General features: G+C 31.5%; 13 protein-coding genes, 2 tRNA genes and 1 rRNA gene. 7 read left to right on the forward strand and 9 right to left on the reverse strand.

Annotated elements, in window-relative coordinates; genetic code table 11:
- Window positions 1-4 precede the first annotated feature (4 nt).
- Window positions 5-1,288: an adenylosuccinate synthase gene (locus tag bhYOR_RS02080; RefSeq protein ID WP_025399749.1), complete on the forward strand. Its 1,284-nt coding sequence runs from the start codon at window positions 5-7 to the stop codon at window positions 1,286-1,288.
- Window positions 1,273-2,667: an adenylosuccinate lyase gene (locus bhYOR_RS02085; protein ID WP_025434042.1), complete on the forward strand. Its 1,395-nt coding sequence runs from the start codon at window positions 1,273-1,275 to the stop codon at window positions 2,665-2,667. The genes bhYOR_RS02080 and bhYOR_RS02085 overlap by 16 nt, the downstream gene beginning before the upstream one ends.
- A 6-nt stretch (window positions 2,668-2,673) precedes the next feature.
- On the opposite strand, the gene bhYOR_RS02090 is transcribed toward bhYOR_RS02085, so the two are convergent.
- Window positions 2,674-3,228 (reverse strand): DNA-3-methyladenine glycosylase, encoded by a 555-nt coding sequence (locus bhYOR_RS02090; protein WP_025399751.1) that lies wholly within the window; start codon window positions 3,226-3,228, stop codon window positions 2,674-2,676.
- Window positions 3,229-3,408: 180 nt separating this feature from the next.
- Between bhYOR_RS02090 and bhYOR_RS02095 the strand changes: the two genes are divergently transcribed.
- Window positions 3,409-3,482, forward strand: a tRNA-Ile gene (locus bhYOR_RS02095).
- A 537-nt stretch (window positions 3,483-4,019) separates the two neighbouring features.
- Here bhYOR_RS02095 and bhYOR_RS02100 read toward each other — a convergent pair.
- The 5 genes from bhYOR_RS02100 to rsmI form a co-directional block, all read right to left on the reverse strand.
- A tRNA-Ala gene (locus tag bhYOR_RS02100) sits at window positions 4,020-4,094 on the reverse strand.
- 78 nt (window positions 4,095-4,172) lie between these two features.
- Window positions 4,173-5,709, reverse strand: a 16S ribosomal RNA gene (locus bhYOR_RS02105).
- Between the two features lie 150 nt (window positions 5,710-5,859).
- Window positions 5,860-7,260, reverse strand: coding sequence for a DNA repair protein RadA (radA, locus tag bhYOR_RS02110; protein ID WP_025399752.1), 1,401 nt, complete (start codon window positions 7,258-7,260; stop codon window positions 5,860-5,862).
- A gap of 6 nt (window positions 7,261-7,266) precedes the next feature.
- Window positions 7,267-7,458 carry a hypothetical protein gene (locus bhYOR_RS02115; RefSeq protein ID WP_025399753.1) on the reverse strand — a complete coding sequence of 64 codons (192 nt, stop codon included), beginning with the start codon at window positions 7,456-7,458 and terminating at the stop codon, window positions 7,267-7,269.
- 160 nt (window positions 7,459-7,618) lie between these two features.
- Complete coding sequence (gene rsmI, locus bhYOR_RS02120; RefSeq protein WP_025399754.1) at window positions 7,619-8,293, reverse strand: 16S rRNA (cytidine(1402)-2'-O)-methyltransferase; 675 nt, start codon at window positions 8,291-8,293, stop codon at window positions 7,619-7,621.
- A 267-nt stretch (window positions 8,294-8,560) separates the two neighbouring features.
- On the opposite strand from rsmI, the gene bhYOR_RS02125 reads away from it, so the two are divergent.
- A complete protein-coding gene (locus tag bhYOR_RS02125; RefSeq protein WP_025399755.1) occupies window positions 8,561-8,881 on the forward strand; it encodes a hypothetical protein in 321 nt (106 codons plus the stop codon).
- 8 nt (window positions 8,882-8,889) lie between these two features.
- Here bhYOR_RS02125 and bhYOR_RS02130 read toward each other — a convergent pair whose 3' ends face one another.
- Complete coding sequence (locus tag bhYOR_RS02130) at window positions 8,890-9,279, reverse strand: DUF1893 domain-containing protein (protein ID WP_012422194.1); 390 nt, start codon at window positions 9,277-9,279, stop codon at window positions 8,890-8,892.
- A gap of 112 nt (window positions 9,280-9,391) precedes the next feature.
- Between bhYOR_RS02130 and bhYOR_RS02135 the strand changes: the two genes are divergently transcribed.
- The 3 genes from bhYOR_RS02135 to bhYOR_RS02145 all read left to right on the forward strand — a co-directional run bounded on the left by bhYOR_RS02135 (window position 9,392) and on the right by bhYOR_RS02145 (window position 11,592).
- Window positions 9,392-9,970, forward strand: a complete 579-nt coding sequence (locus tag bhYOR_RS02135; protein WP_247088171.1) for a YigZ family protein — start codon at window positions 9,392-9,394, stop codon at window positions 9,968-9,970.
- A 162-nt stretch (window positions 9,971-10,132) separates the two neighbouring features.
- The gene (locus bhYOR_RS02140; protein WP_025399757.1) at window positions 10,133-10,885 is read left to right on the forward strand and encodes a ParA family protein; all 753 of its coding nucleotides are present in this window, start codon (window positions 10,133-10,135) and stop codon (window positions 10,883-10,885) included.
- Window positions 10,886-10,887: 2 nt separating this feature from the next.
- Window positions 10,888-11,592 (forward strand): hypothetical protein, encoded by a 705-nt coding sequence (locus tag bhYOR_RS02145; protein WP_025399758.1) that lies wholly within the window; start codon window positions 10,888-10,890, stop codon window positions 11,590-11,592.
- Here bhYOR_RS02145 and bhYOR_RS02150 read toward each other — a convergent pair.
- Both bhYOR_RS02150 and gyrA read right to left on the reverse strand, forming a co-directional pair.
- Entirely contained in the window at window positions 11,585-12,367 is a 783-nt protein-coding gene (locus bhYOR_RS02150) for a ParB/RepB/Spo0J family partition protein (protein WP_025399759.1), read from the reverse strand. The genes bhYOR_RS02145 and bhYOR_RS02150 overlap by 8 nt on opposite strands.
- A gap of 134 nt (window positions 12,368-12,501) precedes the next feature.
- Window positions 12,502-14,934: a DNA topoisomerase (ATP-hydrolyzing) subunit A gene (gene gyrA, locus bhYOR_RS02155; RefSeq protein ID WP_025399760.1), complete on the reverse strand. Its 2,433-nt coding sequence runs from the start codon at window positions 14,932-14,934 to the stop codon at window positions 12,502-12,504.
- Window positions 14,935-14,942: the final 8 nt, after the last annotated feature.

Genomic DNA, 14,942 nt, shown 5'->3' on the forward strand with positions numbered 1-14,942 from the left:
ATGAATGTCAATTTATGCAGTTATTGGAACTCAATGGGGTGATGAAGGTAAGGGAAAAATTATAGATTTTCTCTCATCAAAGGCAGATTATGTTGTAAGATTCAACGGAGGAAATAACGCTGGGCATACAATCGTCGTTAATAATAAAAAATTCATTTTTAATCTACTACCATCAGGTGTTTTGCAAGGAGCAAAATGCATACTTGGCCCTGGCATAGTAATTGATCCATTAATTTTAATTAAAGAACTTGAAACACTAAAGCACAATAATATAAAGACAGAAATATTCATAAGTGATAAAGCACATATAATAATGCCTTATCACATTAAACTCGACGAGCTTAGTGAACAAAAAAAGGGTATTTGCAAAATCGGAACTACAAAACAAGGAATTGGACCTTGTTATGCTGACAAAATCAACAGAACAGGCATAAGAGCTACTGATTTACTTAATATGGAAACTTTTGAAAGAAAACTAAAAATAAATTTAGATGAAAAAAATGAAATTATAGAAAAAATATATAACGATAAACCTTTCAATTACGATGATATTTTAAGTAAATACAAAGAATATATAGCAATACTCCAATCTGCTATCACTAATACAGAAGAAATATTAAATCATGCCATAAATTCAGGAAAAACTATCTTAATAGAAGGTGCTCAAGGTACAATGCTTGATATTGAACATGGAACATTTCCATTTGTAACATCAAGCAATACATTAATTACAGCAGCAACAGGATGTGGTATTCCCATCTCAAAAATCAAGCAAAAGATTGGTGTAATAAAAGCATTCTCATCAAGAGTTGGTTCAGGACCTTTTGTAACTGAAATTCTAGAACCTATTGGGGATAAGATTAGGGAAAAAGGGCAGGAATATGGCTCAACAACAAAAAGACCTAGAAGAATTGGTTGGCTTGATCTCTTAACAATAAAAAAATCGATAAATCTTAACGAACTAAACCATTTAGCCTTAACTAAACTAGACATACTAAATGACATTGAAGAACTTAAGATTTGCACAGCTTATGAATTTCAAGGAAAAATATACGACTATATACCTGCTTCTTGTGAAATACTTGAAAAAGCTAAACCTATATACAAAGTCTTTAAGGGATTTAAACAAGATATTAGAAACATTAGCTATTATGACGATTTGCCTATTGAAGCTAGAGAATACATTGAATTTATAGAAAGAGAAGTGGGGGTTCAAATTTCAATTCTATCTCTTGGAGCAGAGAGAGAAAAAACTATTTTTAGGGATAAAGAATGGATCAATATATAAACCCTTTAAAATCAAGATATGCAAGTAAAGAAATGCTTTACATTTTTTCACCGAAATTTAAGTACACCACATGGAGAAAGCTATGGTACAACTTAGCTTTAGTGCAAAAAGAATTGGGAATAGATATTAGCAATAATCAACTCAATAATTTATCCAAACACATTAAAGATATTGATTTCGAACTTGTAGAAAAATATGAGGCAAAATTTAAACATGAAGTCATGGCACATCTTTATGCTTATGCCGACTTAGCTGGTGATGATGCTAGAAAAATTCTACACCTTGGTGTTACAAGTGCATATTTAATGGATAACACAGACTTAATCCAAATCAAAGAGGCTCTATTACTTCTTGAAAGTCAACTGATAAAACTTATCAAAACTTTAAGAGAATTTTCAATAAAACATAAAGATTTGGCAACACTTGCATACACACATCTACAAAAAGCACAATTAACAACTCTTGGAAAAAGAAGTAGCTTATGGCTTCAAAGTTTAATTTTTGACTTCCAAGAACTTAAGTTCATTATGTCTAACATGTGCTTTAGAGGAGTAAAGGGAACTATTGGAAATCAAAATAGCTTTAAAGAACTGTTTGCATCTAACTTTGAAAAGGCAAAAGCCTTAGACATCAATCTTGCAAAAAAAATGGGGTTTGACAAAGTTTATAAAATGACTAGCCAAACTTATGATCGCAAATTTGATTCATCAATATTAAATTTTTTAAGCAATTTAGCTCAAAGTGCACATAAGATTACTAATGATATCAGGTTCATGCAACATCTTAAAGAACTTGAAGAACATTTTGCAGAGCACCAAATAGGTTCATCAGCAATGCCTTACAAAAAAAACCCTATTTACAGTGAAAGAGTAGCTTCCCTTGCTAAGTTTACAATGAGCTTACAATCAAGTGGCGGATTTATAGCTGCAACTCAATGGCTTGAGAGAACTCTAGATGATTCAGCTTGCAAAAGACTAAACATTCCTCAGGCATTCTTAGCTACTGATGCTACCCTGATATTACTAGATAAAATATTTAACAATATCAGGGTAAACAAAAAAATAATTGAAAACCATGTTAAAACAGAAATACCATTTATATTAACAGAAGACATATTAATGAAAGCAACAAAAAACGGTGGAGATAGACAAATATTACATGAAAAGATAAGAATTTATTCAATGCAAGTAAGAGAAAATCTTTATTCAGGGGCAACTGAGAACGGCTTAATTAAACTAATCCTTAACGATAAAAGTTTTAGATTAACATCTAAAGACATAGATGAAATCTTAAATCCAAATGAAAATATAGGTTTTGCCTCATACCAAGTTGAAGATTTCATTAAAGAAATAATTGATCCTATTCTTGAAAATAAATAAGGAATACTAATATTTAGAAACAAATCTATTATCCCTTATGTAAAATCGCCAAAGCTTATTCGCATACTCCTCACCTGCATAATCAACATTTATTCTCTTTGAGCATGCCACTTCAAAATCAAAAGATAAATCTTTTCTTAAGAAAAGTTCACAATTATTAAGAAGATCTCTATTATTAAACTTTAAATCTATATTTAAAAACTTAGTAAGCTTACCAGGCCCATTAGTTAACAATCCATCAACTTTTGGAGAAATAGGCTCAATAGCTCTTATTAAAACAGCATGGGGATTATGTTCATTAGATGCCACAACGTTTAACATGTAATACATACCATAAATCATATAAACATAAACATATCCCCCAATATTATACATGGCAATGGTACGATTTGTTCTTCTTCCCCCATAAGCATGGCAGGCTTTATCTACTACACCCATATAAGCTTCCGTCTCGACAATTCTTGAAATAATTTCTTTGCCATCTATTTTTCTAATCAGCAAGTGCCCAAGCAAAGACTCAGCCACAACAATAGCATCCTGCATAAAAAACTCTCTATTCATTAGTACAATTCTAAACTAAAACAAAAATCAAATTCAAAACTTATTGTTTCAAAACTTATTGCAATTGGCACAAGTGTTAAATAACAATTAAAAATAACAGACAATTATCATGGAAAAATAAAGCGTATATTGACAAACGCAATAAAGTTAAATAGAATCTTAAAGGGTAAGAATATTTTAGGGATCATAGCTCAGGTGGTTAGAGCGCAGGTCTGATAAACCTGAGGTCGGAGGTTCAACTCCTCCTGGTCCCAATTTTACACTCAAATCCTTTTAAAGATCTAATGAGCTAGGTAAAATAGTTCAAAACGTATTTTTGAAAGTTTGTTCTTAAGTTTTAGTCAAGCTTCACATCTGCAATAAAAATTTATCACTAAACCACAAAGAATGGGTAATATAATAATTAAAACCACAAGCTTAAATATTAAACCATGTATTATATTCATATATTATATTGATTCACTCAAGATAAACACAAACATCAACCATATTAAACTTTACATGAAGTAATATTATTTCCTACAAACTACAAAAACTTAAATTAATCTAAATAAGATAACTTAAAAATAACATGAATAACATATCGTTATTTTTTATTATCTATCCTATAGATGCAATCTATTGACCTAATAAATTCTTAAACTTAAGCAAAAATTTTAAAAAAGAAATGTTTTATTTGGACATCTAAATTTTAATTAGATTATTTTTAATCATTAAAGACAATTTTAATTGATAAATCACAGGCTGATATTTAAAAGATACAACCTCCATTCATTTTTGCAATAAACAAATGGAGGTTAAGGGACTCGAACCCTTGACCCCCGGCTTGCAAAGCCGATGCTCTAAACCAACTGAGCTAAACCCCCAAAAAAATCTTTGAAAAGACAAAGGAAGAGTTAAAATAATGCTTTACCTTAAATAATTAAATCATTTCTTTCTCTTAGAAAGGAGGTGATCCAGCCACACTTTCCAGTACGGCTACCTTGTTACGACTTCACCCCCCTCACTAAACATACCTTAGATACCTTCCTCCCTTGCGGGTTAGAATAATAGCTTCGGGTATCCTCAACTCGGGTGGTGTGACGGGCGGTGTGTACAAGGCCCGAGAACGTATTCACCGTATCATTCTGATATACGATTACTAGCGATTCCAACTTCATGAAGTCGAGTTTCAGACTTCAATCTGGACTGAGACCTGCTTTATGCGTTTTGCTTCACATCACTGTTTCGCGTCGCTTTGTACAGGCCATTGTAGCACGTGTGTAGCCCAGGACATAAGGGCCATGATGATTTGACGTCATCCTCACCTTCCTCCGGCTTATCACCGGCAGTCTCGTCTGAGTCCCCATCTTTACATGCTGGTAACAGACAATAAGGGTTGCGCTCGTTGCGGGACTTAACCCAACACCTCACAGCACGAGCTGACGACAACCATGCAGCACCTGTATACAGACCCCAAACGGGGAATAGTTATCTCTAACTACATCCTGTATATGTCAAGCCCTGGTAAGGTTCCTCGCGTATCATCGAATTAAACCACATGCTCCACCGCTTGTGCGGGCCCCCGTCAATTCCTTTGAGTTTCACTCTTGCGAGCATACTCCCCAGGCGGCACACTTAACACGTTAGCTTCGGTACTAACCTTTCGATTAACACCAAGTGTGCATCGTTTACAGCGTAGACTACCAGGGTATCTAATCCTGTTTGCTCCCTACGCTTTCGTGACTCAGCGTCAGTCTTGACCCAGAAGTTCGCCTTCGCCTCTGGTATTCTTCCTGATATCAACAGATTCCACCCTTACACCAGGAATTCTAACTTCCCCTATCAGACTCTAGTCATGCAGTTTCCAGCATATTCCCACAGTTGAGCTGTGGTATTTTACGCATAGACTTGCATATCCGCCTACTCACCCTTTACGCCCAATAATCCCGAACAACGCTCGCCCCTTACGTATTACCGCGGCTGCTGGCACGTAATTAGCCGGGGCTTATTCATAAATTAACGTCATCACTTTGTCATTTCCTACAAAGCTTATTCCTCATTTATAAAAGAACTTTACAATCTTTCGACCTTCTTCGTTCACGCAGTGTCGCTCCGTCAGGCTTTCGCCCATTGCGGAAGATTCTTAGCTGCTGCCTCCCGTAGGAGTCTGGACCGTATCTCAGTTCCAGTGTGACCGTTCACCCTCTCAGGCCGGTTACTTATCACAGCCTTGGTAGGCCTTTACCCCACCAACTAGCTAATAAGACGCAGACTCATCTACAAGCGAAGCTTTAAAGGCTTCCTTTCATCAATTAACATCTTAATTGACCTTATTCGGTATTAGCTACTATTTCTAATAGTTATCCCCATCTCATAGGTAGATTATCCACGCGTTACTCACCCGTTCGCCACTGAATGTATTGCTACATTCCGTCTGACTTGCATGCTTAAGACGCACTGCCAGCGTTAGTTCTAAGCCAGGATCAAACTCTTCGTTATTTTTATTTTCTTCTTTTAAAATTAACAGGTTATTCATTTTATTTGGCTTATTAAACCTTACTTAACTCTTCCCTTCTCTTCTCTTCCAATTCTCAATATCAACTCTTACTACTTTATAACATACGTTAAGCTTTGTCAATACTTAAACATTTATTTTTTTATATTACTATTTTTTAACAGATTGTTTTCATGATCTTTTATTCTGCTATCTTGCACTAATCGCCTAACAACACCTAAAACACTGCCTATACCCTCATATCCATTATAATGATTGCCTCTTAAATTAGCACCAAAGACACTTTTAAATCCAGCTTTCAAAGCTGCAATAACCTTACTCTCAATATTAGAGGATACTTTAATTTCTCCTGAGAGAGAAATCTCACCTGTAAAGATTAACTCTTGACTGATAATAACATTAGTCTTAGCAGAAAATAATGCAACTAAAACGGCAAGTTCAATCTCTACATCATCAATCCTAAGCCCCCCAGAAACATTAACATAGATATCATCATTATTAAAATTAAGATTTAAATACTTACTAATAACAGCTAAAATTCTTGATATTTTTTTAGAATCTATTTTCTCTGAAAAAATTCTAGAAATATTCATGCCTGTCCTTGTAATTAAAGCCTGTATCTCAACAAATAAGACTCTACTCCCCTCATTAATAATTCCAATAGCAATACCTGAGGATATCTCTTCTTTCCTCTCCAAAAAGATAGAAGATGGATCTTTAATCTCAACAAGTCCCAAACTCGTCATTTCAAAAATACCTATCTCATTAACAGTACCAAACCTATTCTTAGTAGCTCTAAGCATACGCAAAGATTTTTTTGCCTCTTCAAAATAAAAAACAGAATCTACCATATGCTCTATTATTTTTGGTCCCGCTAAAATACCATCCTTTGTAACATGTCCCACTAAACATAAAGTTATATTCTTTCCCTTTGCCCACTCTACAAGCTTGTAAACACAATGTTTTAACTGAGCAACCCCGCCAAGACTACCTTGCACTTCTCTTGAATTCAAAGTTTGAATAGAATCAACAACTATAAAGTCAAGCTCAATATTTGCAAGCATTTCTATTAAAGCATCAACATCTACCTCATTAGTTATCAATATATCAGAAGAAATTTTAAGCCTATTTGCTCTCAACTTAATTTGTGGAATTGATTCCTCACCCGCAAGATAAAGCACATTCTTGCCATCAAGTGAGAGAATACTAGAAATCTGAAGTAAAAAAGTTGATTTTCCAATGCCAGGCTCTCCTGATATCAAAATTGCACTACCAATTACAATCCCAGCACCAAGAACTCTATCAAACTCTTCAATGCCTGTTAAATACCTAACATTATCAACTTGCTTAAAATCTTTTAAAGAAAAAATCTCACTTTTTGACTTACTTAAGTTTGTCCCATAACCAGATTTAGGTTCAACATAATGCTCTAAACTTTCCCAACTAAAACACTCAGGACACTTCCCTAGCCATTTTAAAGATTTATATCCACAATTTAAACATTTATAAATTTCCTTATCTTTCTTTTTTGCCATAAAACCTCAATAGGTAAACTTTTTTTCATTTGGACAAGTGATAAAACTATCTTTCACACTTACCATACAACTTGTACCTTTAATAGCCAAAAAAATCTTTAAAATTTTCATTATCATTCCAAAATTCAAGCTAAAATTCTCAAGTCTAAATTCATTAAAGGTCAAAACACCTTCTTCAAGCTCATTAAATTTGCACAACGCATAGCATCAGCATACATTAATTATACAAATCAAACCTTTGTTTGTCTTTAAAAGATCTATGCTTAAAATTTTTTGTAAAAGCAAAACCTCTCTTACAAGCTGTTTCAACTAACATAATTTGCAAACAATCAATATATCTTTAATTTTTAAAACAATTTTAACTTTTAGCTTTCCTGCTAACTAAAACCGTAAATTCTCCTTTATTTTTGTTATTCTCCTCAAAATATTTTTTCAATTCTAAAGGCTTACCAATTTTATATTCCTCATATAATTTAGTCATCTCACGACCAACTAGGACATTAGCATCTAAATTGACTAAAGAAATTTCAGATAATAACTTCAAAATCCTATGACTGGATTCAAGAAGAATAAATGCATCGCCTCTATTATAAAGTTCCTCAATTCTTTTTATCCTTTTAATTCCTTTGTTTGGCAAAAACCCTTCAAAGACTATAACTTTATCTTTAAAAGGACTCACACTAATAACCGCATTAAAAGAACTAATGCCTGGAATAGGGCAAACTTTATATCCATTTTTAAATGCCGCATCAACAAGTAAACCACCAGGATCACTAAGACAAGGCGTGCCAGCATCACTAACAAAAGCTACGTTTTTCCCACTAGATAAGTATTCTAACAACAAACCAATTCTTTTAGGCTCTATTACCGCATTACAAGAAATTAATTTCTTAACGATACCATAATGAAATAAAAGCCTCTTAGTAACTCTTGTATCCTCAGCAAATATAACATCAACTGACTTTAAAATATCAATTGCACGATATGTAATATCACCTAAATTGCCTATGGGTGTTCCCACAATGTATAACACATAATCTCCTTAAAAGTTTAATACAGCTCACCTAAACTACATTAAACTTACTATCGCATAAAAATAATATTTATTTAACAATCCAATTCTCGTGAATTTAATTCACAAGAAAAAATTTCACATAAATTAATTATCCTTGAAGAATTTTATACTTATAATAAAAATACTTAGTTTTTATATATCCATATAAGAAAATATTTATTTTTATGTTATATTTATATTGTTATTTAATTTTAACAACTGAAAACTAAAAGGTGGTAAAGTTTTATGTTTAAGCTCATTAAAAAAATATTTACAATCTATTTTTTATGCATCACACTTACTGGGCTTGTTATGGTTTTCATTGACAGTAAATTTTCTGAAAGACAAACTACCCAAAACGGTAAAAGCCAAATTATTAAACATACAATCGATCCAAATCTAATGATGCTTACCTCGGCAGTTGGAGGCTTTTTGGGAATTTATTCCGGAATATGGTTTTTTGATCATGAAAAAGACAATTTCTACTTAAGCTGGGGAAGCCTAGCAATATTAACATATAACATAGGACTAATCCTTTCTGTATATTCCAAAGCAAAAAACAAATAAATCCAAATTTAATAATTACTTACAATAATCCCTCTCTTAATCATGTACTTATAAACCTCACCTGGATTTTCTAAACTCTCAATCAAATTCTCAGTTTTATCATTTATCTTCTCTACCAATCTTTTAAAACTCACTCTTATCCCTCTACTTTCCAAAAAGTCCTTTGCTGGCTGTGAAATAACGCCTGCCTGAACATTTTGAAGCCCAATATTGTAAATGATAACAGCAGCAGCTTTGCCTACAACCTTATCATAAATTTCCAAACCTTCTTTATTTTGAATGTATTTATTAATAAAATTATCAACCTCTAAAAGGGGTTTTAAACCTCTTTCCATATTAGAGTAAAGTATTCTATGTTCCTTAAACAATCTTAATGTAGGATTTAATCCTGATATCATTTCCAACCCCTCTTAAACACTTGCACTCAGAATTTAAAAAAACAATCATTATTAATGATATACATAAATTAAAAATACTTCAACATAAAAAAATGATATATTATTAAATTGAATGACACTAATTCCTAAAGAAAATACTTATTCAAAAATTGAAGTAAAAAAATCAATTTTCTTATCATACATTTTCCATGTAGAGGGAAAAGAAGAAATAAGTAAAATATTAAAAGAATATAAATTAAAATTTAAAAATGCAACTCATGTTGTCTACGGATTTAGAATTGGCAATTCAAATTCATTTATCAATGGAATGAACGATGACAAAGAACCACGCTCAACAGCTGGAAAACCTACGCTAGAGGCCATATTAAACAAAAATTTAACAGATACCCTAATTATTACAGTACGTTATTTTGGAGGAACTCTGCTTGGCAAACAAGGGTTAACTAAAGCATATTCCAAAGCAGCACAAGAAGTAATTAATAAATCAAATCTAATAGAAAAAGAAGAAATGGAAACATTATGCCTTAATTTAAACTACAACCAATATAATTTACTCATACGAATAAAAAATAAGATGGGGATTAAAATTATAGACGCTAATTTCCTAGATAAAATAAATACTACAATAAAATTTAATACAAAAAACAAAAAAAATATCACGGCATTTTTACAAGAAAACTCCCTAATCTAATTAAATTAAATTCCATATGCATACAGACATTTGATCTAATTGAATGTCTATGTACATATATTAGCTAGCCACTTAAAAAATAATTTACATATATTATTATCATTTTTTTATTTATGTTCTACAATAGAATATTAGCAATATGCACAACAAGGGAAGGCTTTTATGAAAATAATATCCATTATTAACCAAAAGGGCGGCGTTGGCAAAACAACTAGTGCTATAAATATTGCCTATTCAATCACATTACTTAATAAAAAAGCTCTCCTAATAGACATTGACTCTCAAGGAAATACCAGTAGTGGTGTTAACATTTCAAAAAAAGAAGATACAAATTCAAGTTATGAACTTATCTATAAAAAGCAAAAAATTAAACCTATTAAAAATTTTAACTTAGATATAATCCCTTCAAGTCTCAAATTAGCACTACTTGAGAAAGAATTAATACATGAAATTGCAAGGGAAAATTTTTTAAAAAACGCTTTAGAGCAATATAAACAAGATGGGTATGATTTCATCATCCTTGATTGCCCTCCCACCCTATCAATACTTACAATAAATGCACTTGTTGCAAGCAAATATCTTCTAATACCAATAGAAACAGAATTTTTTGCATTTGAAGGAATCAATCAATTATTAGACACAATAACTGTCGTCAAGCGGATAAATAAAGCTCTAGAGATCGCTGGTGTATTTATAAATAAATATGATATCAGAAATAAAAGCAAAGAAAAATATATTGATTATCTAAAAAAAGTATTCAAAGACAAATTTCTAAATACCAGAATAAGAAAAAATATAAGTATTTCTAAATCTCAAGAAAAAAACATACCAGTACACATGTACAACAAAGAAAGTAATGCAGCAAAGGACTTTTTAGAGCTTACAAAAGAAATAATGGCAAAAATTAAAGGATAAAAATGTCAGATAATCTAGACACTCTAATGGCCTTAATGGGTCAAAAGTTAAAAAAAAATGAAACAGACGACAATACTTTGACAAAACAAGAATTAATTGTTATCCAAAACAAAAGTTTTAAATATGAAAAACTGGATAAAGAAATAGCTGATTTTTTAAAAATAAAGCAATATGAAATTCTTAACATATTCAACAACGCATACACAGAAATTGGAAGAATATTAAAAGAAGCACAAGAAAAACTACGTGGAAGCAACCAACATGACGGTCTTTTTTACAAATGGTTTACTAGTATGGGATTTAAAAAGGATAAAGTTTACTCATTAATATCAAGATATGAGTTGCTTGTCGAAAATTCCGATAAGCAACTCATAATAAAAAACTTACCGCTATCGCTCTCATATGAAATTTCTAAAAAATCCTGTCCCATTCATTTAAAAATGGAAGTCCTTAATGGAAAAATAAAATCTTTAAAAGAATTTAGATCGCGTTATCAAAAAAATGCTTGCAACAAAAAAAATCTTAAAACAAACTTTAATAAAACACAACTTAAAAGAGAAGAGACTATCAAACTAATAGAACTACTCTTGCAAGAATTAGAAAATATTAAAAACATTAACTTAGACAAGATAAAAAATAAGACAGAACTTTTGATTATTTTAAAAGAAATACGACAAAAAATAAATCACATAAAAAAAATTACTTAATACTCTCAAAGATAGAAATAATTCTTTTTAAATCAGAAGATGTGAAATAACTTATCTCGATCTTTCCTTTTTCTTTACTTCCCTTAATGCTTATTTTAGTTTGTATTCTACTTATTAAAAATTCTTTAACACTATTTAAAAAAGGATCTCTTAAGATTTCTGATTTATCATTAATAGGTTTATAAAAATTTTTAACATAATTTTCTGCATCCCTAACGGACAACTTCTTTTTAATAATTAAAAGATAAAGTCCATATCTATCCTGATTATCCTTTAATGACAATAAAACTTTAGCATGACCTAATGATATTTCCTTTTTATGTAAGGAATTTAATATTTCTTGCTCAAGCTCTAAAATTCGAACTAAATTAGCAACGTGAGACCTATTTTTACCGATCTTCTCAGATAAAGCTTTTTGAGTCAAAGAATGCTTATCCATAAGATTTTTATAAGCATATGCTTCTTCAACAGGGGTTAAATTTTCTCTCTGAATATTTTCAATTAAAGACATATAATCTTTATTTTCTCTAGTAGTATCTATCTCTATAACAGGAATTTGATTCATACCAGCTAGTTTAGCGGCTCTAAATCTTCGCTCACCTATTACTATGTGATATCTACCATTATCATGAAAAACAACAATAGGTTGCAATATTCCATTCTCTTTTATAGAGATACTTAATTCTTCAAGCTCAGCAAGATTAATAGACTTTCTAGGCTGCGATTTATCCACATCTAAAAGATTGATATCTACCATTTTAAAAGTCTCGTTCATTTTATCAAAACCCTCCTTGTAATAATACAAGATTTTATAAAGTTGTTCTATGTCAATTTTAACTAAAGAAATAACCCCAAAAAAAAAGAATGTTCCACGTGGAACATTCCAACAATATAATTAACACTAATTTATTATTTAATAAATTTTGAAACTGATATCAACTTATCCTCATCAAGAGATAATACCTGCATTCCTCTAGCATCTTTACCCTGTTCAGATATTTTATCAACCAATGTTCGTAAAACTTTTGCACCCCTACTTACAAGTAATATTTCATCATCCTGTGCAATTGTAATAGCATCAACAACTTCACCTGCCTTCTCATCGGATTTCTTATAGCAAGTATAACCAGTAGCTCCTCTTTTAAGCTCAGTCACTTTAGATATTTCTAATCTCTTTCCATATCCATTCTCAGAAACAACTAAAAGATGGGATCCTTGTCTTACTGCTAATGCCTTAATCAACACATCACCCTCTCTTACTTTCATACCAGACACACCTTGAGTCCCTCTATGTGTAAGTCTAATATTATCTGAATTAAATGCAAAAGCATTACCTTTTTTAGAAATACAAATAATTTTTTCATTCTTAGAAACAACTTCAGCACTTGTAACAAAATCATTATCATCAAGTTTAATAACAATAACGCCTCTTGCTTTAACTGTTTTAAAGCCTTCCGTTTCAATACGAGCTATTTTTCCGTTTGCAGTTGTTATTAATAAGTAATTATCCACAGATAACTCATTACAATTTTTAATAGCCAATATTTCTTCTGTTTCTCCCAAATTAATAAGCTCACGAATATTTTGTCCCTTTGAAGTTCTAGAAGAATCCTTAATTCCATAAGCATTAATTACATAAAGCTTCCCTTCATTTGAAATCATAAATAAAAAGTCATGAGTATTTACACATAAAGCAATATTAACTTGATCTCTATCTTGTAAGTCAAAAGAACCAAGGCCCTTACCACCTATACCTTGAAGTTTATACTCATCTTGTAAGATTCTTTTAATGAAACCTTGCTTTGTAAGAATAACAATAACATTTTCCCTCTGCATTAAATCTGACATACTAGTTTTTAAAACCTCCTCATCATAAATTATTTTTGTTCGGCGCTCATCGCCAAATTTTAAACTTAAATTAATAATCTCTTCCCTTACAATATTAATAATCCTTTCTGGACTGATCAAAATATCTTCATAATCTTTTATTAAAGCCAAGAAAACTTTAAACTCTTCTTCAAGTTTCTCTATTTCAATAGATGTCAATTTCTGTAACTTCATATCCAGTATAGAATTAGCTTGAATTTCTGATAAATTAAATTCTTTAATAATACATTCCTTAGCATCCTTTACAAGCCTAGCAAATTTTATTATTTCTATCACTCTATCAATATTTCTTAAGGCAATATTTAATCCTTCAAGAACATGGGCCTTTTCTCTTGCCTTTTTTAAGTCAAACTCTACCCGCCTTCTAACAATCTCCTTTCTATGCTCAATAAAAGCAGATATAAGTTCTTTTAAATTTAATTGTTTTGGAATTCCATTAACAAGAGCCAAGTTATTTATGCTAAAATTTTTCCTCAGTTCAGTATATTCATAAAGCAAATTCATAACAACATGAGGGTCAAAGCCTTTTTTAATTTCAAGGACAATTCTAATACCTTCACGGTCCGACTCATCCCTTATATCAGATACACCTTCCAGCTTTTCTTCTTTTATTAAGAATGCAATTTTCATAAGCAAAGAAGATTTATTAACAGCATAAGGTATTTGTGTAATTATAATAGCAATATGATCTTCAAACTTTTCTTCAATATGATACCGAGCTCGAATAACAACACTACCCTTCCCAGTCGTATAAGCCTTAATTAAACTTTCGTTATAAATAATTTCAGCACAAGTAGGGAAATCTGGACCTTTAACTATCTCAATTAAATCATAAACAGAAACACTATCATGATCTAACATATAAATTATGGCATCACAAATTTCCTTCAAATTATGTGGGGCCATATTCGTTGCCATTCCAACAGCAATTCCACTAGAACCATTGACTAAGAGAAATGGAAAAGCAGCTGGTAAAACTTCAGGCTCAAACAAAGAATCATCATAATTGGCTCTAAAATCAACTGTTTGCTTATCTATATCTCTAACAAGCTCTTCAGCTATTTTTGCCATTCGAGCTTCAGTATATCTCATAGCAGCAGGAGGGTCGCCATCAATAGAACCAAAATTTCCCTGTCCGATTACTATAGGGTATCTTAAAGAAAAATCCTGTGCAAGCCTTACAAGTGCTTCATAAATCGACTGATCACCATGGGGATGATATTTACCAAGAACATCTCCAACGATTCGTCCAGCCTTCTTAAATGCCTTATCAGACCTAAGTCCCATTTCATGCATTGAATAAAGGATTCTTCTGTGCACGGGTTTAAGACCATCTCTCACATCAGGAAGGGCTCTTGAAACAATAACAGACATCGCATAATTTAGATATGAAGTCTTAACCTCATCCTCTATTTTTATGTTTAATATTTTCTCTTTATTTTCTTCAGTTACCATTCATGCTC

The organism is Borrelia nietonii YOR (assembly GCF_023035795.1).
Taxonomy (GTDB): Bacteria; Spirochaetota; Spirochaetia; order Borreliales; family Borreliaceae; genus Borrelia; species Borrelia hermsii.

Bases quoted from the DNA above. Each gene is read 5' to 3' on its own strand.
- bhYOR_RS02130 (WP_012422194.1), bottom strand. From the start codon at position 9,279: ATGATATCAGGATTAAATCCTACATTAAGATTGTTTAAGGAACATAGA.
- bhYOR_RS02150 (WP_025399759.1), bottom strand. From the start codon at position 12,367: ATGAACGAGACTTTTAAAATGGTAGATATCAATCTTTTAGATGTGGAT.
- bhYOR_RS02125 (WP_025399755.1), top strand. From the start codon at position 8,561: ATGTTTAAGCTCATTAAAAAAATATTTACAATCTATTTTTTATGCATC.
- bhYOR_RS02090 (WP_025399751.1), bottom strand. From the start codon at position 3,228: ATGAATAGAGAGTTTTTTATGCAGGATGCTATTGTTGTGGCTGAGTCT.
- bhYOR_RS02135 (WP_247088171.1), top strand. From the start codon at position 9,392: ATGACACTAATTCCTAAAGAAAATACTTATTCAAAAATTGAAGTAAAA.
- bhYOR_RS02085 (WP_025434042.1), top strand. From the start codon at position 1,273: ATGGATCAATATATAAACCCTTTAAAATCAAGATATGCAAGTAAAGAA.
- bhYOR_RS02140 (WP_025399757.1), top strand. From the start codon at position 10,133: ATGAAAATAATATCCATTATTAACCAAAAGGGCGGCGTTGGCAAAACA.
- gyrA (WP_025399760.1), bottom strand. From the start codon at position 14,934: ATGGTAACTGAAGAAAATAAAGAGAAAATATTAAACATAAAAATAGAG.
- bhYOR_RS02080 (WP_025399749.1), top strand. From the start codon at position 5: ATGTCAATTTATGCAGTTATTGGAACTCAATGGGGTGATGAAGGTAAG.
- bhYOR_RS02145 (WP_025399758.1), top strand. From the start codon at position 10,888: ATGTCAGATAATCTAGACACTCTAATGGCCTTAATGGGTCAAAAGTTA.
- radA (WP_025399752.1), bottom strand. From the start codon at position 7,260: ATGGCAAAAAAGAAAGATAAGGAAATTTATAAATGTTTAAATTGTGGA.